The organism is Arthrobacter sp. BK1 (assembly GCF_056680055.1).
In genome coordinates, this window is sequence record NZ_CM155263.1 from 3669782 (window position 1) to 3691882 (window position 22101).

General features: G+C 65.0%; 23 protein-coding genes and 1 riboswitch. Of the genes, 9 read left to right on the forward strand and 14 right to left on the reverse strand.

The features are described 5' to 3' along the window. The 3 genes from sigE to AC1MCA_RS16835 all read left to right on the forward strand — a co-directional run bounded on the left by sigE (position 1) and on the right by AC1MCA_RS16835 (position 1955). Positions 1-618: an RNA polymerase sigma factor SigE gene (sigE, locus tag AC1MCA_RS16825; RefSeq protein WP_479799391.1), complete on the forward strand. Its 618-nt coding sequence runs from the start codon at positions 1-3 to the stop codon at positions 616-618. An 8-nt stretch (positions 619-626) separates the two neighbouring features. After that, the gene (locus tag AC1MCA_RS16830) at positions 627-1469 is read left to right on the forward strand and encodes an anti-sigma factor (RefSeq protein WP_479799393.1); all 843 of its coding nucleotides are present in this window, start codon (positions 627-629) and stop codon (positions 1467-1469) included. Between the two features lie 69 nt (positions 1470-1538). Continuing rightward, on the forward strand, positions 1539-1955 hold the full coding sequence (locus AC1MCA_RS16835) for a twin-arginine translocase TatA/TatE family subunit (protein WP_108599313.1): 417 nt from the start codon (positions 1539-1541) through the stop codon (positions 1953-1955). Between the two features lie 9 nt (positions 1956-1964). Here AC1MCA_RS16835 and AC1MCA_RS16840 read toward each other — a convergent pair whose 3' ends face one another. The 3 genes from AC1MCA_RS16840 to AC1MCA_RS16850 are packed head-to-tail and all read right to left on the reverse strand — an operon-like array spanning position 1965 to position 5180. Then, on the reverse strand, positions 1965-3092 hold the full coding sequence (locus AC1MCA_RS16840; protein ID WP_479799394.1) for an Mrp/NBP35 family ATP-binding protein: 1128 nt from the start codon (positions 3090-3092) through the stop codon (positions 1965-1967). Positions 3093-3103: 11 nt separating this feature from the next. After that, positions 3104-3904 (reverse strand): DUF1003 domain-containing protein, encoded by an 801-nt coding sequence (locus AC1MCA_RS16845; protein ID WP_479799396.1) that lies wholly within the window; start codon positions 3902-3904, stop codon positions 3104-3106. Next, positions 3897-5180, reverse strand: a complete 1284-nt coding sequence (locus AC1MCA_RS16850) for a magnesium transporter MgtE N-terminal domain-containing protein (RefSeq protein WP_108599310.1) — start codon at positions 5178-5180, stop codon at positions 3897-3899. The genes AC1MCA_RS16845 and AC1MCA_RS16850 overlap by 8 nt, the downstream gene beginning before the upstream one ends. Before the next feature lie 76 nt (positions 5181-5256). Here AC1MCA_RS16850 and AC1MCA_RS16855 point away from each other — a divergent pair, with 76 nt between their 5' ends. Beyond that, a complete protein-coding gene (locus tag AC1MCA_RS16855; protein WP_479799398.1) occupies positions 5257-6234 on the forward strand; it encodes a YflT domain-containing protein in 978 nt (325 codons plus the stop codon). 154 nt (positions 6235-6388) lie between these two features. On the opposite strand, the gene AC1MCA_RS16860 is transcribed toward AC1MCA_RS16855, so the two are convergent. From AC1MCA_RS16860 to AC1MCA_RS16875, 4 genes are all read right to left on the reverse strand, one after another. After that, positions 6389-7222, reverse strand: coding sequence for a carbohydrate ABC transporter permease (locus tag AC1MCA_RS16860; protein ID WP_479803440.1), 834 nt, complete (start codon positions 7220-7222; stop codon positions 6389-6391). An 80-nt stretch (positions 7223-7302) separates the two neighbouring features. After that, positions 7303-8289 (reverse strand): carbohydrate ABC transporter permease, encoded by a 987-nt coding sequence (locus AC1MCA_RS16865; RefSeq protein ID WP_108599308.1) that lies wholly within the window; start codon positions 8287-8289, stop codon positions 7303-7305. 33 nt (positions 8290-8322) lie between these two features. Then, entirely contained in the window at positions 8323-9693 is a 1371-nt protein-coding gene (locus AC1MCA_RS16870) for an ABC transporter substrate-binding protein (RefSeq protein ID WP_479799400.1), read from the reverse strand. A 208-nt stretch (positions 9694-9901) separates the two neighbouring features. Continuing rightward, the gene (locus AC1MCA_RS16875; RefSeq protein ID WP_479799401.1) at positions 9902-11488 is read right to left on the reverse strand and encodes an aminopeptidase P family protein; all 1587 of its coding nucleotides are present in this window, start codon (positions 11486-11488) and stop codon (positions 9902-9904) included. 69 nt (positions 11489-11557) lie between these two features. Here AC1MCA_RS16875 and AC1MCA_RS16880 point away from each other — a divergent pair, with 69 nt between their 5' ends. Continuing rightward, a complete protein-coding gene (locus AC1MCA_RS16880; protein ID WP_479799402.1) occupies positions 11558-12406 on the forward strand; it encodes a PHP domain-containing protein in 849 nt (282 codons plus the stop codon). 7 nt (positions 12407-12413) lie between these two features. Here the strand turns inward: AC1MCA_RS16880 and AC1MCA_RS16885 are convergent, their stop codons facing one another. From AC1MCA_RS16885 to thiE, 4 genes are all read right to left on the reverse strand, one after another. Beyond that, complete coding sequence (locus tag AC1MCA_RS16885) at positions 12414-13301, reverse strand: DNA-methyltransferase (RefSeq protein ID WP_479799403.1); 888 nt, start codon at positions 13299-13301, stop codon at positions 12414-12416. A gap of 8 nt (positions 13302-13309) precedes the next feature. Continuing rightward, on the reverse strand, positions 13310-15025 hold the full coding sequence (locus tag AC1MCA_RS16890; RefSeq protein ID WP_479799404.1) for a DEAD/DEAH box helicase: 1716 nt from the start codon (positions 15023-15025) through the stop codon (positions 13310-13312). A gap of 289 nt (positions 15026-15314) precedes the next feature. Then, positions 15315-16802 carry an RNB domain-containing ribonuclease gene (locus AC1MCA_RS16895; protein ID WP_479799406.1) on the reverse strand — a complete coding sequence of 496 codons (1488 nt, stop codon included), beginning with the start codon at positions 16800-16802 and terminating at the stop codon, positions 15315-15317. Between the two features lie 78 nt (positions 16803-16880). Then, a complete protein-coding gene (thiE, locus tag AC1MCA_RS16900) occupies positions 16881-17627 on the reverse strand; it encodes a thiamine phosphate synthase (protein WP_479799410.1) in 747 nt (248 codons plus the stop codon). Positions 17628-17654: 27 nt separating this feature from the next. Continuing rightward, a riboswitch (TPP riboswitch) is annotated at positions 17655-17775 on the forward strand. On the opposite strand from thiE, the gene thiO reads away from it, so the two are divergent. The 4 genes from thiO to AC1MCA_RS16920 all read left to right on the forward strand — a co-directional run bounded on the left by thiO (position 17770) and on the right by AC1MCA_RS16920 (position 20810). Then, positions 17770-19020, forward strand: a complete 1251-nt coding sequence (gene thiO / locus AC1MCA_RS16905) for a glycine oxidase ThiO (protein ID WP_479799412.1) — start codon at positions 17770-17772, stop codon at positions 19018-19020. (Overlaps the previous riboswitch by 6 nt.) Beyond that, the gene (gene thiS, locus AC1MCA_RS16910; protein WP_479799414.1) at positions 19017-19253 is read left to right on the forward strand and encodes a sulfur carrier protein ThiS; all 237 of its coding nucleotides are present in this window, start codon (positions 19017-19019) and stop codon (positions 19251-19253) included. Before thiO ends, thiS begins: the two co-directional genes overlap by 4 nt. A gap of 4 nt (positions 19254-19257) precedes the next feature. Next, positions 19258-20079, forward strand: coding sequence for a thiazole synthase (locus AC1MCA_RS16915; RefSeq protein WP_479799416.1), 822 nt, complete (start codon positions 19258-19260; stop codon positions 20077-20079). A 59-nt stretch (positions 20080-20138) separates the two neighbouring features. Further along, entirely contained in the window at positions 20139-20810 is a 672-nt protein-coding gene (locus AC1MCA_RS16920) for a 4a-hydroxytetrahydrobiopterin dehydratase (RefSeq protein WP_479799418.1), read from the forward strand. 30 nt (positions 20811-20840) lie between these two features. Here the strand turns inward: AC1MCA_RS16920 and AC1MCA_RS16925 are convergent, their stop codons facing one another. From AC1MCA_RS16925 to AC1MCA_RS16935, 3 genes are read right to left on the reverse strand one after another with little or no spacing between them, the layout of a single operon-like run. Continuing rightward, entirely contained in the window at positions 20841-21143 is a 303-nt protein-coding gene (locus AC1MCA_RS16925) for a hypothetical protein (RefSeq protein WP_479799420.1), read from the reverse strand. A 12-nt stretch (positions 21144-21155) separates the two neighbouring features. Further along, positions 21156-21380 (reverse strand): DUF3107 domain-containing protein, encoded by a 225-nt coding sequence (locus tag AC1MCA_RS16930; protein ID WP_108600603.1) that lies wholly within the window; start codon positions 21378-21380, stop codon positions 21156-21158. Positions 21381-21431: 51 nt separating this feature from the next. Next, positions 21432-22094 (reverse strand): TetR/AcrR family transcriptional regulator, encoded by a 663-nt coding sequence (locus tag AC1MCA_RS16935; protein WP_479799422.1) that lies wholly within the window; start codon positions 22092-22094, stop codon positions 21432-21434. Between the last annotated feature and the right edge of the window lie 7 nt (positions 22095-22101).

Sequence of the window (22101 nt, forward strand, 5' to 3'; positions counted from 1 at the left end):
ATGTCAGCATCAGGCGTGGCAATTGTCCCTGCAACACAAGATACCGCCGCCGATTGGGTCAGACCCACGTGGGAAGAAGTGGTGGCCAACCACTCCGCCAAGGTCTACCGTCTTGCCTACCGTCTGACGGGCAACAAGTTCGACGCCGAAGACCTCACCCAGGAAGTGTTCGTCCGTGTTTTCCGCTCGCTTGAGAACTTCAAGCCCGGCACCCTCGATGGCTGGCTGCACCGCATCACCACCAACCTGTTCCTGGACCAGGCCCGCAGGAAGAGCCGCATCCGGTTCGACGCACTGGCAGAAGACGCAGAATCCCGGATTCCCGGCCGTGAGCCCGGACCGGAGCAGAGCTTCGAGCTGAACAACCTCGACCTCGACGTCCAGGCTGCCCTCGAGGAGCTGCCGCCGGACTTCCGTGCCGCCGTCGTCCTCTGTGATCTGGAAGGCCTGTCCTACGACGAAGTTGCAGCCGCCCTTGGCGTGAAACTGGGAACAGTACGTTCCCGCATCCACCGGGGCCGCACCCTGCTTCGCGAAAAACTGGCTCACCGTGACCCACGTCCGCAGCAGGGCCGGAAGCCGAAGCTCTCGCTTCCACGCATCGCCAGCATCCTCTGATCGGCACCATGACGCCCCAAAACCCCTTTGGCCGCCGGCATCACCGCGGCGCCGAGCACGTGCGCAGCTGCACAGAGTGTGCCGCAACGATAAGTCGCGAACGCCAGTACATTGAACGGCTCAGGGATGCGGTTGTGCCCCCGGCCAGCGAAGACCTGACTGCGCGTCTGCTGTCCAGAACTGAACTGCTCGCAGCCGCCCCGGAGCCCGCCACGGGCCAGCACCCTGCTGCCAGGATCCTGGCCCTGACCGCTGGAGGAACCGCCGCCGCGGCCGGGATCCTGGCCATCAGTGCCTTTGCGCTGGCCGGGGACAGCCTTCCCCTGGCCGGGACCGCAATGAACGGCAACCTGGTCCAGCACACTTCGCAGTTGCCGGCTGACGGCAGGGAGCTCAGTGAGCCCCAGTTGTCCGCCCTCCGCTCCGAGGGCTGGGTCTGTCCGGGGCTGGAATCCCTGGGTTTCCACATCCAGACGGCCAAAGCGGTCACCCTTAACGGCCGGCCGGCGGTGGAGATGCACCTGTCGGACGGACAGCACTACGCCACTGTCGTGGAACAGCACTCCACGGAGCCTGGCCGGAGGGTGGGGGAACTGCTGGTCACCAGCGGTGCTCCGTGGACGGCCACCTATGAGACGGCCGCCGGTACGTTCCTGGTGACCTCCGACCTCCCGGCCGACCAGGCCGACGACGCCGTTCCCTTGCTCCAGGGTCTCAGCGAGGCGGCGGTCGAGGGCATCAATGCGGTCGTCAGTGCTGAGCCTGCTCTCACGCAAGCCCCGGCTGACGATTCCCCTGCTGCCCGGATGGAGCGGGGCATCCGTAAAATCGGAGAAATGCTGGGGCCCTGATCCAGGCAGGTTCCACGGCCAGTGGGCAGGAATCGTCAGTGGGGCTCCGGAGAGGGTAATCTTCCTAAAGTGTTTGGTATCAACGGCCCGGAGTTCTTCCTTCTGCTGCTCATCGGCATCCTCGTGATCGGCCCCCAAAGGCTGCCCGAATACACCCAGAAACTCGCGAATCTGGTGAAGGAAGTCCGCCGCATGGCTTCGGGTGCGCGTGAGCAGATCAAGGAAGAAGTGGGGATCGACATCGATGATGTCGACTGGAAGAAATATGATCCCCGCCAGTACGATCCGCGGCGCATCATCAAGGAAGCCCTCCTTGATGACGACACGAAGCCTGTCAGCTCCGGGGCGCCTGCCGCTGTTGCGGCTGTCTCCGGTGCGGCCGTTGTTGCCGCGGGCGGAGCCGCAGCAGCTTCCGCCCGTCCTGAAAGGGTTGTCCAGGTCCTGCCCCCGGGCGAGGCGGCACCTTTCGACACCGAAGCCACCTAAGCCGGACGCTCAGCGCGGCTGCAGGCCCAGCTTCATCCCTGTCAGGCCACGAGGCCTCGCCGCCAATTTGCCCGCTATTGCCGTGAGCGCGATGGCCGCGGGGGTTTCCGGCCGGCCAAGCACGATGGGCATTCCGGCGTCGCCGCCCTCCCGCAAGAGGATGTCAAGCGGAATCCCGCCCAGAAGCGGAACGTCGTTGCCCACCGTAGCCGTGAGCCGTTCGGCGAGAACCGCTCCGCCGCCGCTTCCGAACAGAGCCATTCTGCCGCCGTCGGGCATCTCCAGATACGACATGTTCTCGATGATGCCGGCCACCGACTGCCCCGTTTGAGTCGCGATCGCTCCTGCGCGCTCGGCGACGTCGGCTGCCGCAGCCTGCGGCGTCGTGACCACCAGGATCTCAGCCTTGGGGAGCAGTTGGGCGACCGAAATTGCAATATCGCCGGTGCCGGGCGGAAGGTCAAGGAAGAGAGCGTCGAGGTCACCGAAGTAGACGTCGGTCAGGAACTGTTCCAGGGCACGGTGGAGCATGGGCCCGCGCCAGGCAACGGGCTGGTTCCCGGTCACGAACATGCCGATGGAGATGACTTTGACGCCGTACGCGACCGGGGGCAGGATCATGTCATCCACGCGGGTGGGCGCCTGCGTGATGCCCATCAGGGCAGGGACTGAGAAGCCGTAGACGTCTGCGTCGACGATGCCCACGCGCAGGCCCTGGGCTGCGAGGGCGCAGGCCAGGTTCACAGTGACGGAGGACTTGCCGACGCCGCCTTTTCCGCTGGCCACAGCGAAAACCTTGGTGAGCGAGCCCGGCTGGTTAAAGGGAATCCCGCGCTGGGCGCCGGCGCCGCGGAGCTGTTCCTTCAGGGCATCCCGCTGCGCCTGATTCATCACTTTCAGTTCAACATCGACGGCGGTCACTCCGGGAACTGCGGACAGCGCCTTTTCGGAGTCCGCCGTGATGGTGTCTTTCAAAGGGCAGCCGGCGATGGTGAGCAGGACCGCCAACCTGACGTGGCCGGCGTCGGAAATCTGCACCGAATCCACCATCCCAAGTTCCGTGATGGGGCGGCGCAGCTCGGGGTCGATCACGGTTGCCAGGGCAGCGTGGACTGACTGCTCCAAGGTGGGACTCATTCGTGCAGGACTCAGCTTTCGGGGATAGGGGGTTGCTGTGGGGCGCCGGGATCCTTCTTGACCTGATCCCTGCGGGCCGGTTCTGTGAGGGCTGCGTCCTTGACGGCGGCGTCCACGGGGCTCTCTTCCCGGTAGGCGGCGTGGCTTGGTTTCACCTTGGGAATCTGCTGCGTGCGGGGGTTCCGCTGTTTGTCGCGCTTTTCCTTAAGCCTCTCCTTGACCTTCTCACGCGGTGACTCGTGGCTGCCTGCGCCGGCAGGATCGTGCGTCCGCAGCTCCTCCTGAGCCTCCAGCAGATCCTCAAGGAGCGAGCGAAGTTCCGCCCGTACATAATCTCTCGTGGCCACTTCGCGCAGGGCGATCCGCAGCGATGCCAGCTCCCTGGTGAGGTACTCAGTGTCCGAAAGGTTCCGCTCAGCGCGCTGCCGGTCCTGTTGAAGTGACACGCGGTCGCGGTCGTCCTGCCGGTTCTGGGCCAGCAGCAGAAGAGGGGCCGCGTAGGAGGCCTGCAACGAGAGCATCAATGTCAGCAGGGTGTAGCCGAGGAGCCGGGAGTCGAACTGCCACTCCTGCGGTGCCCACGTGTTCCACACCAGCCAGACCACAACGAACACCGTCATGTACACCAGGAACTGCGGGGTACCCATGAACCGGGCGAAGCCCTCGGTGGCGTGGCCGAACGCGTCCGGATCAGGCGAGAACTTGGGCAGGATGCGCTGGCGGCCGCTCAGGGGCGTGTCCAGCCCACCTTTGTCCGCGTTCTTGGCCGGTGTCCGCCGGCCCGGATTCTTCGGAGCGCCGCTATCAGCCAATGCGGCCTCCCAGCTTTCTTATTGGAGCTTCGCCATCATAGGCACGCCAGTCATCCGGCAACAGATGATCCAAAACGTCATCAACAGTCACCGCCCCCACAAGCCGGCCGGCATCGTTGACCACAGGCAGGGAATTCAGGTTGTAGGTTGCCAGGGTGCGGGCCACTTCACTGATGTGGGCCTGGTCCGACAACGGTTCAAGGTTCTTGTCCACGAGGTTGCCCAGGGGTTCGAACGGGGGGAACCGCAGGAGCTGCTGGATGTGGACCACGCCAAGGAAGCGGCCGGTGGGGGTTTCCAGCGGTGGCCGGGCGATGAAGATCGACGATGCCAGGGCAGGGGAGAGCTCCTCGCGCCGGACGTGTGCCAGTGCTTCGGCCACGGTGGCTTCCGGAGGCAGGATGACCGGAACCGGGGTCATCAGGCCGCCCGCGGTGTCCTCGTCGTATTCGAGCAGCCGCCTCACGTCCTCGGCGCCCTCAGGTTCCATCAGCTGCAGCAGTTCTTCCGCCTGTGCGGAGGGAAGCTCACCGAGGAGGTCCGCGGCGTCGTCCGGGTCCATCTCCTCCAGGACGTCCGCCGCGCGCTGGACGTCAAGGGCTGAGAGGATTTCCACCTGGTCGTCTTCGGGAAGCTCCTGGAGGACATCAGCCAGCCGTTCATCCTGGAGCTCGCTGGCAACTTCGAAGCGGCGTTTGTCGCTCATTTCCTGTAGCGCCTCGGCGAAGTCAGCGGGTTTGAGGTCCTCATGGGTGGCCACGAACTGGGTGGCGGCCTGCGGCTCGGTGCGCGCACCCTGAAGGGCGTCGGCCCAGTCGATGATCAGGGTCTCGTTGCGGCGCAGGCGGCTGAGCGGGGACAGGGAATGTCCACGGCGCACAAACAGTTTGCTGACGAACCAGTCGCGGGAGCGGTGCTGGTCCATGGCGATGTCTTCAATCGTGGCGTCGCCGCTGCCGTCCCTGAGGGTGACCCGGCGGTCGAACATTTCGGCGACCACCAGGGTCTCCGCACCGCGCTGCTCGAAGCGCCGCAGGTTCACCAGTCCGGTGCAGATGATCTGCGTCTGGTCGATCGAAGTAATGCGGGTCATGGGCACAAACACACGCTTTTTGCCCGGAACTTCGACGACGATGCCCACCACGTGCGGGGCGCCGCGGGTGCCGCGTGAGAGCACAACAACATCACGCAGCCGGCCCAGCCGGTCACCGAGGGGATCGAAGACGTCCAGACCCAGGAGGCGCGCCACGAAGACGCGTGTAGGAGTTGTACTCACCTCTACAGGCTACCGAGTCTGCTCACTTTTAGCTGAATTACAGGCGGCACACATCCATATGGGCAAGAATGGACGTATGTCAAACATTTTTGGTGCTCCCAAGGCCGGCGGCCCCAATGCGCCGGACGACGCCCGGACGGTTCCCTCCGGTGACACCGTCGGTTCGTATAACTCCTACCTGGATGCGCAGAAGGCGGTGGACTACCTTGCTGATCAGCAGTTCCCGGTCCACATGGTCTCCATTGTGGGCAACGAACTGAAGATGGTGGAGCGGGTGACCGGCCGCCTCAGCTACCCCCGGGTGGCCCTCTCCGGTGCGCTCAGCGGCATGTGGTTCGGCCTTTTTGTTGGCGTGATGCTGTCCTTCTTCGCCCCGTCCCCGGGCTATTTTTCCATCCTGGCATCCGTGCTGATGGGTGCAGCCTTCTTTATGCTCTTCGGCATTGTTACCTACGCCATGCAGCGTGGGAAGCGCGATTTCACGTCCACGAGCCAGGTGGTGGCCACCAACTACGACGTCGTGGTCTCACCGGAAGCCGCCCATGAGGCGCGCCGGCTCCTGCAGCAGTTGCCGATGACCCGCTCCGACGCGGCAACCGGCGCCTACCGTGCACAGGGTTACCAGAAGCAGCCCTACGGCCAGCCCGGCCAGCCCGGCCAGCCCGGCCAGCCCGGCCAGCCCGGCCAGCCCGGCCAGCCCGGCCAGCAGGACACACAGGGCCAGCCTGGCAGTCAGGGCCAGCCCGGTCCCCAGCAGGGCCAGGCACCTGTCCGTCCTGCCAGTTGGAACGATCCCTACGGGCAGCACGGTGCCAGGAGCCCCGCTGCCGGAGAATCCGGGCAGCAGCCTGTCCAGCAGGAGGGTGTTGCCGCCCAGCCCGCCAAAGCGCCCACTGCGGTCCGCTATCCCGATCTTCCCGACGGCCGCCCCCAGTACGGCGTGAGGGTGACGGACCAGCCTGCCTCAAGCGGGCCGGTTTCGGATCAGCCCGTTGCGGACCAGCCCAAGGCCCAGCCGGAATCAGCCCAGGACCGCGGAGAATCAGCTCCTTAGTCAACGAGCGGCGCCGGTTGGAATGCGGCGGCACCGTAAACGCTGTAACGCATCAGGCCCGGGGGAGAGTATCCAACCCGGGCCTGACGTGTTAAGCGGTATGTGGCGCTCCCGGCTTGCGGAAGGTGCCTGCTGAGATTAATTGGACGAGGCGCTATTTGACGCTGCCGGCGGTCAGGCCGCCAACGAGGTACTTCTGGAACATGAAGTACAGGACCACCACGGGAGCGGCGCAGACCAGGGCGGCGGCCATCAGTTGCGAGTAGACCGGGATCGCGCCACCCTCGACCGCGGAAGCAAACACCTGCAGGGCCACGGCGGCCGTGTGGGTGTCCGGGCGGGTGAATACCGATGCGAACAGCACGTCATTCCAGCCCAGCAGGAACGCGAAGATGGCTGAAACGATGATCCCGGGCCAGCTCAGCGGAATGATGATCCGGAACAGGATGCCAATATTCGAGGCGCCGTCGATGCGTGCCGCTTCTTCCAACTCACGCGGCAGTCCGCGCAGGTAGGTGACCATGACCCACGTTGAGAACGGCAGGGCAAAGGTCAGATACGCGATAAACAGACCCCAGAGCGTTCCGATCACCGTCACACCCAGGTAGGTGCCCGCGGAAGAGAAGAGCACGAACACAGGCAGCAGCATGAGGGTTCCCGGAATGGACTGGAGGCCCAGCAATCCGCGCAGCACCGTCAGGCGCCCCCAGAATGAGAACCGGACCAGGACATAAGCGGTTCCGATAGCCATGATCGCTGACACCACGGCAGTGGCGCCGGAGACAATCAGGCTGTTGCCGATGGCCTTTGCCAGCCCCACCGAATCCCAGATCTTGCTGTAGCTCTCCAAAGAGAAGCTGCTCGGCCAGAACTCGCCGCTGGCAACTCCCACATCCGTGTTGAGCGAGGCCAGGAAGATATACGCGATAGGGGTAAGAACCAGGGCGCACAGCAGTACGGTAAGGATGGCCAGCAGAGGCCGTGGCATGAGCCGGGTGACTTCCAGGGCTGCGTCACGCCGGATGGGCTGCTTCTTCTGCTGCTCGATCGGGTTTGCGGCGTCGAGGGTCATTTCTTTCCTCCTTCGTGCACATCAAGCCGGACTGCGCGCAGGTAGATGAAAAGCGGAATGGCAATCAGGATCAGCGAAACCACTGCCATTGCCGCGCTCAGGCCAAACCGGAAGCTTTGGAAGCTGGTGACATAGACCAGGATCGGCAGCACGTTCACGTCCGATGGTGCCGGGGCGCCGAAGAGGACATAGGGGAGCGTGAAGTTGTTGATGTGATTCAACGTGGCCAGCAGGAAGGCGAGCGAGACCGGACCCTTAAGGTAGGGGAAGATCACGTACCGCAGTTTGTTCCACCAGAGGGCACCATCCAGTGCCGACGCTTCGTGGACCTCGTGGTCCACGGCCTGCAGGCCGGAGAGCGCCAGCAGGTAGATGAACGGCCAGGCCGCCCAGATTTCCACCCACACAAGGGTCCAGTACGCGTTGGGGCCGTTGAGCCACAATCCGCCGTCCATGCCCATATTGTTCAACGTGACGTTCACGATGCCATCTGGCTGCAGCATGGTCCGCCACACACTGGCCACCACGAACGAGGGCAATACGTAGGGGATGAGGAAGATGGACCGCACCAGGGCACGGCCACGGTAGGCGTTCTGGGTGACGACGGCGGCGGCCACGCCCAGCGGGATTGTCACCACAGTGGATATCACCGCGAAGGAAACTGAAAGCCAGATGGAGCGGAGCAGATCGCTGCTCATCGCAGCTTCAATGTAGTTCTGGATGCCGATGAACTCGGCACTGACCCATTGGCGCAGGGTGTACTGATCGAGGTCGATCAGGGACATCCAGATGCCCATGGCCAAGGGGACAAGGATGACAATGGTCATCAGGAGTCCGCCGGGAATCAGGAGCCAAAGCGGCCGGTTACGCTCGCTCAGTCCTTTCCGGCGCTTGGGATGTGTTTCGGGCGTGCCGGGTCCGGCGGCCGCCCCGGCCGCCGGACTGCTGTCCGACGGCCGGGGCTCGGTGACGCTGCTAGCCATGTTTCTTAACCTTCCGGAGGTGTTCGGTCGGTCTTACTTCTTGGCCCGGTCCAGCGCTGTCTGCGACTTGGCCTGTTCGTCTTTCAGACGCTGTGCCAGGTTGGCATCGCTAACGGATCCGGAGGAGAGGTCCGGAATGGACTGAACAACCACGTTGGTCAGTGACAGCTGGACATCGCCCCAGGCCCCGCTGAATGGCGTGGCGACTGATTTGGCGCCCGATTCAAGTGCCGGCGCGATCATCTCATTCGTTTCCAGTTCCTTCGCGGCTTCCTGGTTGGCCGGAAGCTGGCCGAAGACCTTGAAGTAGTTAAGCTGGACGTCTTTTTCCGTGATCATTTTGATGAACGCGAAGGCGAGATCCTTCTGCTTCGAGTAGTCGGCCACCACGAGGTTGTCACCCGAGAGGATGCTTGCGGCAGGCTTGCCGCCGGACGGGTTGGAGCTCTCACCTGGCGGAACCGTGGGCATCAGGGCGTACTTGTATTTGCCCTTGACGGCCGAGGCATCCAGGGCGGGGATGGACAGCGGGGACGTCATGGGGAAGTAGGCGGCTTTGCCGGCCGCGAATGCAGCCAGTGCCTGCGGGTTGGCCCAACCCACCGAGGAGGGGTCAACCACCTTGTCCTTGGTCACCCAGCCGAAGTAGGTTTCGTAGGCCTTCTTGGTGATGGAGTCATCAATGCGGACCTTGCTGCCGTCAATGATGGGGTTGCCGGCCTGGATGGACATGCCCCAGATGTACTTCCAGGGATCGAAGTTGTCCTTGTACGCAACGGCAATACCGTACTGGTCACCCTTGGTGAGCTTCTTGGCCTGTTCCGTGAATTCGTCCCACGTGGTTGCGGGCTTTTCAATGCCGGCAGCAGCCAGCAGTTCGGTGTTGTAGGCCATCACGAAGGGCCTGCTCACGAAGGGGATACCGATCTGGTTGGATTCATCCGGCCCGGAAATTCCCAGCGCGGCCGGGACGAACCTGTCCTTGCCACCGAGCTGGTTCCACTCGTTGTCGCCCAGCTTCACAAAGGCGCCGGTGGAGTACGCAGTGGGTGTGAAGGTGGTGCCAAGGCCATACACGTCCGGGCCCTGGCCGGAGACCACGGAGGTCTGGATCCGGGTCATTTCATCATTGGCGGTAGCGAACGTTTCCCACTGGATGTCCGCTCCGGTTTCCTCCTTGAACCTGGCGCCCATTTCCTTGAACCAGGCCTGCTGCTCCTGGGGATACTGCGAGGTGACGTTCATCAAAACGTTGAGCGTCTTACCCGCGCCGTCCACCTTGCCGGGCGTAGCTCCGGAGGTTTGACCCGCTGACCCGCCTGAGCCGCCGCATGCGGCAAGCATCAGTGCAGAGATGGTCGCGGCGGCAATTGCACCGAGGCGACGTGGTTTTGACATACCCATGAAACTTCTCCTTTGAAGGCATAGATTGGCAGAGAACCGAAACTGAGCCCAGTCTACGATTTCTTTCTCCGGGCTCAGCGTATGCACTGGGAATGTTCTTGGCAAGCGATTGCCAAGAAATTGTTATCGGAGCGTCACCATGGGTGGCCGGAATCCCCTGGAAACCGCGTCGTTGCGGGTTCCAGGGGCGTGTTGCCAAAGAGTGGCTTCAGTTGCCAAGCTCCTGGTTCACCTCGCGGTAGATCCCTTCCATCCAGGCCTCGACGTCGGCTGCCCTGCGCGGCAGCGCGGCGCTGAGGTTGACCGGGCCGTCGGCCGTCATGAGGATGTCGTCCTCGATCCGGACCCCGATGCCTCGGTACTCCTCGGGAATGCCCAGGTCTTCATTCTTGAAGTACAGGCCGGGTTCGATGGTGAACACCATGCCTTCGGTCAGGATGCCGTCGAGGTACAGTTCCCGCTTGGCCTGCGCACAGTCGTGCACATCCAGGCCGAGGTGGTGGCTGGTACCGTGCGGCATCCAGCGCCGGTGCTGCTGGCCCTCGGGGCTGACGGCTTCTTCGACGCTCACGGGCAGCAGGCCCCACTCGGCGAGGCGTTCTGCCAGTACCGTGGTTGCCGCCGTATGGATGTCCCGGAACTTTGTGCCGGGCCTGGCGGCTGCGAAGCCGGCGTCCGCGGCGTCCAGGACGGCCTCGTACACCTTTCGCTGGACGTCCGTGAACCTGCCGTTAACCGGCAGGGTCCGGGTGACGTCTGCGGTGTACAGCGAGTCCGCTTCCACCCCGGCGTCCAGCAACAGCAGTTCACCAGCGTTGATCCGGCCGGTGTTCCGGGTCCAGTGCAGCACGGTGGCGTTGTTGCCGGCGGCGGCGATGGTGTCGTAGCCCAGTTCGTTGCCTACTTCGCGGGCACGTGCAAAGAAGGCGCCTTCAACAACCCGCTCGCCGCGGACATGGGTCAGCGCGCGCGGCAGGGACTTGACCACTTCGACAAACCCCTCCACCGTGGCGGCCACGGCCGTCTCCATCTGCTCAATCTCCCACTCGTCCTTCAACAGGCGGAGTTCGGACAGGGCTTCGGAGAGTTTTTCGTCCAGTGCATCCAGGACGGCGAGGTCCAGGTTCTCGGGATCCTTGGCGGTGTTGTAGCGGGCGGTGTCCACCAGGGCATCGATGTTCTCATCAACCTTGCGGACCAGGCGGATGGAGATGCCGCCGATCTCGGGAGCACCAACGTTCTTGGTGATGGCCCCTTCGAGCTCATCGATGTGGGCGGTGGCCAGGCCAAGGCGGGCCTCGAACTCGGCGAGCGTGGGCCGCGCGCCGATCCAGAACTCGCCGGAACGGGAATCTGCGTAGAACTGCTCTGTATCCCTGCCGGCGAGGGGGCGGAAGTACAGCGTGGCCCGGTGGTGACCGCCGCCGTCGCCCGTTCCCTCAGCTACCGGTTCCAGGATGAGCACGGCGTCGGGCTCATGGTCCAGGCCCAGACCCGTCAGGTGTGCGAAGCCTGAATGCGGGCGGAAGCGGTAATCGCAGTCATTGGAGCGGACCTTGAGCGGGCCGGCGGGAAGGACCAGGCGTTCGCCTTTGAAGAGGCCCGAGATCGCCTTGCGCCGGTTAGCGGCGTGCGGGGCAACGTCGTCGAGCCCGGGCAGTTCCTGGCTGGAAGGCGCCCAGTTGCTGGCCATGAAGGCCTTGAAGGCCTCGGAACTGGGCCGCTGCGAGCGGTTGTTGACGCGCTCGTCGAGGGGCTGGGATGCAGAGTCAGGGGTATTTTCGGCAGAGTTCACCGGACCATCGTCTCACCAGCGGCCAGACCCGGGCCACCGCACCCGCGCTCAGGCTACTAGGCTGGGCTGGTGAGGATTGACCTGCATGCCCACTCAAACGTTTCCGACGGCACGGAAGCCCCCGCCGATGTGATGGCTTCGGCTGCCCGGGCGGGCTTGGACGTCGTCGCGCTGACGGACCACGACTCCACCGACGGCTGGGCGGAGGCATCCGCGGCGGCGCTGGAAAACGGGGTGGCCCTCGTTCCCGGCATGGAAGTTTCCTGCCGGACCGAGCTGGGCATCAGCGTCCACCTTCTGAGCTACCTCCATGATCCGGCGCACCCGGGGCTGCTCGAGGAAATCACCAAGGCCAAGGACGCGCGCCTTATCCGGGCCGAGCGCATGGTGACTCTTCTGGCCGAGGACTACCCGCTGACCTGGGATGACGTAATCCACCATGTGGCGCCCGGCGCCACCCTCGGGCGGCCGCACATCGCGGACGCCCTCGTGGCCGCCGGGGTGGTCTCGGACCGGGCTGAGGCGTTCTCATCGATCCTGACCTCGCGTTCGCGCTACTTTGTCCAGCACTACGCCCCCGATCCCGCCACCGCCGTCGAACTTGTGAGGGCTGCCGGCGGTGTTCCCGTCTTTGCGCACCCGGTGGCTTCAGCGCGTGGCCGGGTCGTGGGGGAGCACACCTACCGGGAAATGATCGACGCCGGCCTGGCAGGGTTGGAGATCGATCACCGCGACAATCCCCCTGAGGGCCGGGCCTTCCTCCGCAAACTCGCGGAACGCCACGGACTCCTGGTCACCGGTTCATCGGACTACCACGGCACCGGCAAACCGAACCTGCTGGGCGAAAACCTGACAACGCCCGAGGTTCTGGCCCGGATCGAGGAAATCGGTACCGGCACGCCGGTGGTGCGCCCCTAACTTCCGGCTAGCCGGCCGGGGACTGGCCGGCGCGGAACGAAACGAACTCCGCGCGCCCGCCCAGGCGCTTGGCCATCACATCGATGGCCGGCTGGTTCTGGTCCACGCAGACAAACTTCCGGTCCAGCTTTGCCGCTACTGCCCCGAGGGTCCCCGAACCTGCGAAAAAGTCCAGGCACCAGTCGCCCGGGCGGCTTGAGGCAGCCACTACACGGCGGATGAGGCCCTCGGGCTTCTGCGTGGGGTAGCCGGTTTTTTCCTTGCCCGTAGGGGAGACGATGGTGTGCCACCAGACATCGGTGGGCAGCTTTCCGAGTTCGCGTTTAGCGGGTGTGACCAGGCCGGGTGCCATGTACGGTTCGCGGTCCACCTCGGCGTTGTCGAAATGGTACTTCGCCGGGTTCTTGACGTACACGAGGATGTTGTCATGCTTGGTGGGCCAGCGGAATTTGGCGCGCGCACCGTAGTCGTAAGCCCAGATGATCTCATTCAGGAAGCACTCGCGGCCAAAGATTGCATCGAGCATGACCTTGGCGTAATGGACTTCCCGGTAATCCAGGTGCAGGTAGAGCGTGCCGTCATCGGCCAGCAGGCGCCAGGCCTCCACCAGCCTCGGTTCCAGGAAGGACCAGTAGTCGCTGAACGCGTCGTCGTACCGGTGCAGTGCGCCCTTGATGGTGTCGTAGGAACGCCCTTTGAAGCCCACGCGGTCGCCGTCACCATCGGTGTTGAGCACCATCCGGGTTTCCTGGCGCTTCTGGACCCTGCCGGTGTTGAACGGCGGATCCACATAAATGAGTGTGAAGGCGCCGTCCGGCAGCGAGGGGAGGAACTCCGCGTTGTCCGCGTGAACCACCAGGTTGCTGCCGTCCGGCGCCCAGACGGTGTCAGTCATTGAGGGGTTTAGGCCTCGGTGCTGCCGGGCTGCGAGCCGTTGTCGGCACCCGCCACCACTTCGCCGTTGCGGCGCCGGGTGCGTGTCCGGCTCCGGCGGGTCCGCGAGGGCTGCTCGCCGTCGGACGGCGCCGTCGCTGCCGCTTCAACAGCAGGACCGGTCCCTGCCGGTGTGGACTCGGACGGACGACGGCGGCGCTCACCGGATCGGCCGGCTGAATCGCCGGTGCCGCGGGAGCTCCGGACGCGGTCGCGGCTGGTGTCACGGGCACCGTCGCGGGCACCTTCGCGGCTGGCGCCGGCCCGCGTGTTGCTGTCCCGACCGCTGCTGCGGGTGTTCTTCTTGCCGGTTTCGCCCAGGTCCTCCAGGACCTCGGCATCAACGCCGGCCAGGGTGCGCTTGTTGCGGGGAAGACGTCCCTTGGTTCCCTCCGGAATGTCCAGCTCTTCGTAGAGGTGGGGCGAAGAGGAGTAGGTCTCCACGGGCTCGGGGACGCTTAGGCCCAGGGCCTTGTTGATCAGGCCCCAGCGGGGCATGTCGTCCCAGTCAACGAACGTGACCGCGGTGCCCTTGTTGCCCGCGCGGCCGGTCCGGCCAACACGGTGCAGGTAGATCTTTTCGTCTTCTACGCACTGGTAATTGATCACGTGCGTGACGTCGTCGACGTCGATGCCGCGGGCGGCGACGTCGGTGGCAACGAGGACATCCACCTTGTTGTTGCGGAACGCGCGGAGGGCCTGCTCGCGGGCGCCCTGGCCGAGGTCGCCGTGGATTGCTGCGGCGGCGAAGCCGCGGTCCACGAGTTCCTCTGCCACCTTGGCTGCGGTGCGCTTGGTCTTGGTGAAGATGATGGTGCGGCCGCGGCCGCGGGCCTGCAGGATACGGGCAACAACTTCGATCTTGTCCATGCTGTGGGCACGGTAGATGAGCTGGCGGATATCGCGCTTGGTGAGGCCCTCGTCGTCGGGATCGGCAGCGCGGATGTGGGTGGGCTGCGTCATGTAGCGGCGGGCCATGGCGATGACGGGGCCGGGCATGGTGGCGGAGAACAGCAGTGTCTGGCGTACCGCAGGGGTACCGGCGATGAGGGTCTCGACGTCGGGCAGGAAGCCGAGGTCCAGCATCTCGTCGGCTTCGTCGAGGATGACGATCCTGACGTTCTTCAGGCTCAGGTGCTTCTGCTTGTAGAGGTCGATCAGGCGGCCGGGGGTTCCCACCACGATCTCGACGCCCTTCTGCAGGGCTTCCACCTGGGGCTCATACGCACGGCCACCGTAGATGGTGGTGATGCGGGCGTTGCGCTTGCGGGACGCAGTCTGGAGATCGTTGGCTACCTGCACGGCCAGCTCACGGGTGGGCACGATGACCAGGGCCTGGGGCGCGCCCGGGACGGCGAGCTTATCGAAGCCGGCGTCGTCCGGGCCCACTACGCGCTGCAGTGCGGGGATGCCGAAGCCGAGGGTCTTGCCGGTGCCGGTCTTGGCCTGGCCGATGATGTCGTGGCCAGACAGTGCCACCGGCAGGGTCATGGCCTGGATGGGGAAGGGGTGCGTGATCCCGGCGTCGGCCAGGGACTGAACAATATCGGCGCGGACGTTGTAGTCCGCAAAGGATTTCTCCTCGATCTCATGCGGCTTCTCATCCGAGATGATGGTCTCTTCAGGTTCGATCGTCTCGATGCCGGCGTCGTCAGTCAGCAGCTGGTGGGTATGCAATTCACTCACAGGGGAGTTTCCTTATTCATTTGGGCATTGGCGCTGCATGCTCAACGGGCCGGCCGGGAGGCCGTTCCGGAGCACGCTCGAAGCGCGCAAGCAAATCCAGTGGAAGCCGATCGCGGGCTATCTAAATGCTGGCACTGGTGACCAACGGGTACATCTCAAGATCGCGTAGGGGCGGGCTTGTTGAATTCAAAATCAAGGAAATCAACGACCGGGCATCCATTTCTACTTCTTCAGTCTAGCCGTACGGACCCCGAATACCGGCTTTGGCCACGTCAAACCGGTGCTGGGGCTAGGCCAGCAGTTCGAAATGGACCTCACGGGTGGCGATGTCCGAGGAGATCAGGCGGACCCTGACCTTGGTGCCGGATTCCAGGTCCCCCGCGCACCGGGCCGTCACGGCTGGTTCGGCAATCTGGATGACTCCTGACGGGCCGTTCCCGTTCCCGTTCTTGCCGTTGCCGTTTTTTCCGTTCCCGTTGTCCTTCTGCGGCTTGGAACCCGAAATCACAATCGCATCAAATTCCTGACCGATGTGATTGACCAGGAGGGCAGCCTCCACCGTGTCCAGTGCCATCCGCTCCATCCGGGCCGCCAGCTGATCGGAGCCTGCCATGATCTCCGGCAGGGACGGCAGTGCTTCCCGCGCCCAGTCCGGTACAGGCCGGCCGTTGCTCAGGGCCTCGCAGATCACCAGGACAAAACGGTCGATCAGCCGCCGGAGCGGTGCCGTGGTGTGGGCGTAGGCGGCGCCGATGGCTGACTGGATGGCATCGTCCGGAACTGTTCCGTCAAATGCCGTGTAGCTGGCACCACGGAACAGCATGCCGGCGGAGTGCAGGATGGCCAGTTGCCGGGGGTCGGTCGGATCGAGGCTGCGGAGGTATTCGCCGTAGGTGATTTTTCCGTCCCACGGTCTGCCCAGGGCTTCGGTCTGGATGCGGAAATGACGCAGTGATCTCTCGTCCGGGGCGGGCATGGTGCGCAGTATCCCCACCTTCCCGTCAAGCATGAGCTGGGCGGCGGCCATCCCTGTCATCAGGGATATCTGGGCATTCCAGTCCTCCACCGGAAGCTGGGGTGCCGCGGCAATGCGGTAGCCGCCGTCGGGCAGTTGGACGATTTCCTGCTCAGGCATGTTCAGGCTTGCCCCGCCGCGCTGGCGCTCCAGCTCGACGCGCTTCAGCCCCACTTCCTTCAGAAGCTGCAGCACCGGGTTGTCCGAGCCGGCGTCCAGCTCGGCCTGGACACCCTTGTAGGAGAGCTTGGCCCGGCTGGACATCCTGGCCCGGCGGACAGCCACGGAGGAAACCTGGGCGGCGTCATCCAGTTCGAACTCCCAGACGAAGGCGGAGCAAAGCTGGCCGGCAAGCAGGCTCCCGGCTCCCTCGCTGATGACCTCCGGGTGCAGCGGGATGCGGCCGTCGGGAGCGTAGAACGTCTGGCCACGCCGGCGGGTCTCTGCGTCGAGGCCGCCTCCGGGGCGGACGAAGGACGGCACGTCGGCGATGGCGTACAGGACGCGGTATCCGGCGTCGTCACGCTCAATGAACAGCGCCTGGTCAAGATCCGTGGACGATGCCGGATCGACGGTGAGGAACTCGATGTGTGTCAGGTCCGCTTCAGGCAGTTCGTGTGAGGCGACGGCGGCCTCGGCGTCCCGGACCGCCTCCTCCGGGTAGGGTCCCGGCAGCTCCAGCTCAGTCCGAAGTGCACTCAGAGCCGCTTCCAGGGCGTTGGTGTGTTCGCGGACGTAGGGAGCCAAACGATGATGTGACACAAAAATCAGACTAACCCGATTTTCGCGGATCGTGCACGCCTTGGCCCGGCCGGCGGCTGGGTTTTCAGGCCGCCGGTATCAGACGGCACCCCCGTCCAGGGCTGCCAGGAGCGCTGCGGCCGCTGCCGCTGGATCGGAAGCCTCCGTGATGGCACGCACCACCACAATCCTGCCGGCCCCGGCGGCCACCACCTGTTCGACGTTGTCCAGATCGATTCCACCGATTGCGAACCACGGTACGGTGGCCTGCTCGCCGCCGGCCGCCCGTACCGCCTCGGCGGCGTACCGCACCAGGTCAAGGCCGACGGCGGCCCGCCCGGGCTTGGTGGGTGTGGCCCACACCGGACCGACACAGAAATAGTCCAGGCCGCCGTCGGGCGTGGACAGGGCGGACGAGAGCCGGAGCGCGCCCTCCACCTGTTCCGTGGTGTGCGTGGAAAGCCCGATCAGCCCGTTCGCACCAAGCAGCGAGCGGGCCGATGCCACCGGCAGATCCTGCTGCCCGATGTGGAAGACCGGCGCGCCCGAAAGCAGCGCAATGTCCGCTCGGTCATTGACCGCCCACAGCCGCCCGTGGCGTTCGGCTGCCGCCCGGAGCACCGCCAAAAGTTCCAGTTCCTCGGCCGCCTCGATCCCCTTGTCGCGGAGCTGGATGATGTCCACGCCGCCGGCAAACGCCGCTTCGACGAACTCGCCAAAGTCCCCGCGGTCCCGGCGTGCATCGGTGCAGAGGTAGAGCCTGGCACTGACGGGGAGGCCGCTGGCGGGATCCGGTGTGGAGCCGGCGGCGGATGTGCTGGAAGAGGGTGCGGAAGTCACGTTCATGGAAGCCAGCCTAATTCCCCTAAACTGGGCGGGTACTGCGGGAGCCCGTAGCAGCCGTCATAAAGCTGCCGGGCTGAGAGGGCATCAGAGCCGACCGCTTGACCTGATCCGGCTAGTACCGGCGTAGGGAAGGAACCCCTTGATGCTTCACGCTGAGCAGACAATCCATGCTGACGTGGCGGTGATCGGCGGTGGAGTCGTCGGCCATTGCATTGCCTGGGAAGCGAGGCGCTCGGGCCGCTCTGTGGCCGTGATCGACGACGCCCCGGGGCAGGGCGCCAGCTGGGCGGCGGCCGGTATGCTCGCCCCGGTCAGTGAACTCCACTACCAGGAGGAAAATCTCCTCGAACTGATGCTCGAGGCGTCCAGCCTGTGGCCGGCTTTTGCGGCCGCCCTTGCGGCGGCGGGAGCCCCGGACCCCGGCTACCTGACGACGCCGACCCTCGCCGTCGGCGCGGACGCTGCAGACCGCCGGGCCCTGATGGACCTGCGTACAGTGCAGCAGGCCAACGGCCTCCTGGTTGAACCCCTCACCATCCGCGGGGCGAGGGCCAAGGAGAGCCTCCTCAGTCCGGCCATCTCCTGCGCTTTGGAAATTGCCGCGGACCACCAGGTGGATCCCCGGAAGCTGGTGGCGTCCCTGCGGGAGCTGCTGGCCACCCATGAGCCAGGCGCAGGAAGCGCTGTTGACGGGGCCGCCGGAGGATTCGCCGTGGCGGACCGGGCCACGGCGATCCTCTGGGCAGACGGCCGCGTCACCGGGGTGAGGCTGGCCCGCGGAGGAACCATCCGTGCCCGCGAGACCATTGTGGCCAACGGATTGCAGGCGGCCGCTCTTGAGGGCCTGCCGGAAGGCCTGCACCTTCCCCTCCGGCCTGTTCATGGCGACATCCTGCGGCTGGCCGTTCCCCGGCACCTCCGCCCGCTGGTCACTTCCACTGTCCGCGGACTGGTCCACGGGGTGCCGGTCTATCTGGTTCCGCGCCAGGACGGCACGGTGGTGATCGGCGCCACCCAGCGTGAGGACGCGCTGTCAGCGGGGGAGGGGGCGGCGGGGGACCTTGCCGCAACGGCTTCGGCCGTCTCCGCCGGCGGCGTCTACCAACTGCTGCGTGATGCCCAGGTCCTGGTGCCGGCAGTGTCGGAGCTGGAACTCCTCGAAAGTACCGCCAGGGCGCGCCCCGCCACCCCGGACAACGCACCCCTCCTGGGGCGGGTCACCGGCATCCATGGGCTGATCATCGCCACCGGGTTCTTCCGCCACGGTGTGCTGCTCGCTCCTGCGGCGGCAGCCATCTGCCGGGACCTGATGGACGGCCGGGAGGACCAGCGCTGGGAAGCCATGGGTCCCACCAGGTTTTCACGTACGCACCAGCAAAAGGAATCAGCATGAACATCATCCTCAACGGCTCCCGCCATGCCGTGGCCGACGACGCCTCCATCACCGCCCTGGTCAGCCAGGTCACCGGCCGTCCCCTCTCAGCCGGCGGCCAGGCGACCGACGGCCGGAAACTTGGCGTGGCCGTGGCCCGCAATTCCGAAGTAGTACCCCGCAGCCAGTGGTTCGTCACAGCGCTCGCCGAGGGTGACGACGTCGAACTCGTTACTGCAGTCCAGGGAGGCTGACACCATGACGGAAACCGGCACCATCCCCACAAGTGGAAAAGAAAAGGCAGTGCCCAACGACCCCCTGATCATCGACGGCGTCGGGCTCGGTTCCCGCCTGATCATGGGCACCGGTGGCGCCCCGAGCCTGGACGGCTTGGGCGCGGCACTGCTGGCCTCGGGCACCGAACTGACCACGGTGGCCATGAGGCGCTATTCGCCGGCCGAATCGGGATCCCTGTTCCAGCTCCTGGTGGATCACGGGATCCGGGTCCTGCCCAACACGGCAGGCTGTTTCACCTCCCGCGATGCGGTCATGACGGCTGAACTGGCCCGCGAGGCGCTCGAGACCGACTGGATCAAGCTGGAAGTCATCGCCGACGAACAGACCCTGCTGCCGGACGCCGTGGAGCTGCTTGACGCCACGGAACAGCTGGTGAACCGGGGTTTCAAGGTTTTCGCCTATACCAACGATGACCCGGTCCTTGCCCTTCGGCTGGAGAACCTCGGTGCCACTGCTGTGATGCCGCTGGGCGCTCCGATCGGGACGGGCCTGGGTATCCTCAACCCGCACAACATCGAACTGATTGTTTCGCGGGCGTCGGTTCCCGTGGTGCTGGACGCCGGCATTGGGACGGCATCGGACGCTGCCCTGGCCATGGAACTGGGCTGCGATGCGGTACTGCTGGCCACCGCGGTCACGCGCGCCCAGAACCCGGCCCTGATGGGCGAAGCCTTTAAACACGCCGTTATCGCCGGTAGGCTGGCGAAAGCGGCCGGCAGGATACCGCGCCGCGAGCACGCCCTGGCGTCATCGGCCATGGAAGGCCGGGCAGAGTTCCTCTAGGCAGGTGCCTGCTGCCATTCGCCGGGCCGGGCTCTGGAGCGCGAGCCAAGGAGGCCGCTGTGGCCGGCAAGGAAGACATACTCACCAGGGACCATATCGACGCCGTCCTGGCAACACTGCCGGACTGGCGGTACCGGCTCGGTGGTCTGGTCACTGTCTACAAGGCGCCGACGTCGGCCGCGGCACTCGAGCTGATTGCCGCCGTCGGACGTTCCGCGGAAGAACAGAACCATCACCCTGATCTGGACTGGCGGTACAACCGCGTGTTCATCCGCTACACCTCCCACGACGCCGGAGGCGAGGTCACCGGGCGTGATGTTGCCGCTGCGGAGGCAGCCAGTGCCGCCGCTGCCGCAGTGGGCGCTGAGGCCCAGCCCGGGCTGTTCCGGACGGTGGAGGTCGCCATCGATACAGCTGACCCCGCGGAAATCGCCGACGTCTGGCGGGTCGCGCTGGGATATAAAAAGACCGCGGGCGGGGATTTGGTGGACCCATACGGCCGTGGGCCGAACATCTGGTTCCAGGAGACCCGGACGCCCAACAACAACAGGCTCCATCTGGATGTGCACTGGAGCCAGGCCGAATCCGGGCCGGTCCTTGAGAAGACCGCGGCAACCGGGGCCTTAATGAACCATGACCACGCACCCGATTGGGTGGTGGTCACGGATGCGCAGGGAAACCGGCTCTGCGTATGCACCGAGGCAGGCGCCCAGCCGGGGCGCCCGTCCTGAGCGGCGCACCGTGCCGATCCGGAGCGCCGGCTACAGCCTGAGGGCCTGTGTCAGCCGCATGGTGTCGTGGCGGGTGCGTGCCCGGCCAAGGTAAATGACAGCTCCAATGGCCGCCGCCGTGCCGAGAACCATCGGCAGGACCCAAGGGATCCAGGTCAGCCCCGGCTTGTAGCCCAAACCTGCCGCCATGAAAATGATCCAGCTGAACGCGCCCACGGCAACGGCAACCCCTGCGGGCAGCCCCATGCCGTACCGGGTATGGCGTTTGTCATTTGCCCAGACGATAAAACCGGCGGCCGCTGTCGCGAGGACAACAATGGTGAGCGAAAGCATGGATGCCTGCGGTTAGAACTGGCCGAAACCGACGCGGCGGGCTTCTTCGGCACCGATTTCCACGTAGCCCAGGGCATTGCCGGGAACGATGATGACGCGTCCCTTGTCATCCGTCAGGCGAAGCTCGCTGCCCTTGGTGATGGCCGCTTCGACAATTTTGGCAACGGCGTCGGCGTCCTGGTTGGATTCCAGGACGATTTCGCGGCCAATATTCTGTACGCCGATCTTAATTTCCAATGCGGGGCCTCCCAGCCAATCAAAATTTATTATGTGTCTCTTATTTGTAGTCTAGGTCTCTTTGGGAAAGCGCGAGATTCCGCGCCAAGCTAAACGGTAAATCAGGTCGCTGGCCACATCGAGGTCAAGATTACCGTCCGTTTCCAGCCAGTAGCGGGCGCTGACCTGGGCCATTCCGGCCAATCCGCGGCCCAGCAACTGTGCCTCGAGGTGCGGCAGCTTGGTGTCTTCGGCGATGACGCGTGCCACGGCATCAGCGAAAGTCTTGTTGAAGGTTTCCAGCCTGGAGCTGACGTCGGGATCGTTGATCAGATCCGACTCGAAGACCAGCCGGTGGGCCTGGTCGTCGCTGGCGATAAAGCGGTAGTACGCCCGCATCACCGCCTGGACGCGTTCGTCATTGTCTGTGGTGGAGTTCAGCGCGCCAAGCATCAGATCCGTCAGGGAAGCGAGATGGCTGTCCAGCAAGGCGATATACAGCTCCCGCTTGGATGGGAAATGCTGATACAGCACAGGTTTGCTGACATGGGCAGTCTCCGCGATCTCGTCCATCGCGGCGCCGTGGTAGCCGTTGGCAACGAAGACCTCCTGGGCCGCCGTGAGCAGCTGCGCGCGCCGCTCATCCCGGGGAAGCCGGGCCGATCGTTGTCCCGTGCGCGGAGGTACGGCAGGTTCGCCGCCGGACGCCCGGTCAGCCCGTGCTTCATGGACCACAGTTGTC

Bases quoted from the DNA above. Each gene is read 5' to 3' on its own strand.
- sigE (WP_479799391.1), top strand. From the start codon at position 1: ATGTCAGCATCAGGCGTGGCAATTGTCCCTGCAACACAAGATACCGCC.
- AC1MCA_RS16870 (WP_479799400.1), bottom strand. From the start codon at position 9,693: ATGGGTATGTCAAAACCACGTCGCCTCGGTGCAATTGCCGCCGCGACC.
- AC1MCA_RS16865 (WP_108599308.1), bottom strand. From the start codon at position 8,289: ATGGCTAGCAGCGTCACCGAGCCCCGGCCGTCGGACAGCAGTCCGGCG.
- AC1MCA_RS16830 (WP_479799393.1), top strand. From the start codon at position 627: ATGACGCCCCAAAACCCCTTTGGCCGCCGGCATCACCGCGGCGCCGAG.
- AC1MCA_RS16885 (WP_479799403.1), bottom strand. From the start codon at position 13,301: ATGACTGACACCGTCTGGGCGCCGGACGGCAGCAACCTGGTGGTTCAC.
- AC1MCA_RS16855 (WP_479799398.1), top strand. From the start codon at position 5,257: ATGTCAAACATTTTTGGTGCTCCCAAGGCCGGCGGCCCCAATGCGCCG.
- AC1MCA_RS16925 (WP_479799420.1), bottom strand. From the start codon at position 21,143: ATGCTTTCGCTCACCATTGTTGTCCTCGCGACAGCGGCCGCCGGTTTT.
- AC1MCA_RS16860 (WP_479803440.1), bottom strand. From the start codon at position 7,222: ATGCCACGGCCTCTGCTGGCCATCCTTACCGTACTGCTGTGCGCCCTG.
- AC1MCA_RS16915 (WP_479799416.1), top strand. From the start codon at position 19,258: ATGACGGAAACCGGCACCATCCCCACAAGTGGAAAAGAAAAGGCAGTG.
- thiS (WP_479799414.1), top strand. From the start codon at position 19,017: ATGAACATCATCCTCAACGGCTCCCGCCATGCCGTGGCCGACGACGCC.
- thiO (WP_479799412.1), top strand. From the start codon at position 17,770: ATGCTTCACGCTGAGCAGACAATCCATGCTGACGTGGCGGTGATCGGC.
- AC1MCA_RS16840 (WP_479799394.1), bottom strand. From the start codon at position 3,092: ATGAGTCCCACCTTGGAGCAGTCAGTCCACGCTGCCCTGGCAACCGTG.
- thiE (WP_479799410.1), bottom strand. From the start codon at position 17,627: ATGAACGTGACTTCCGCACCCTCTTCCAGCACATCCGCCGCCGGCTCC.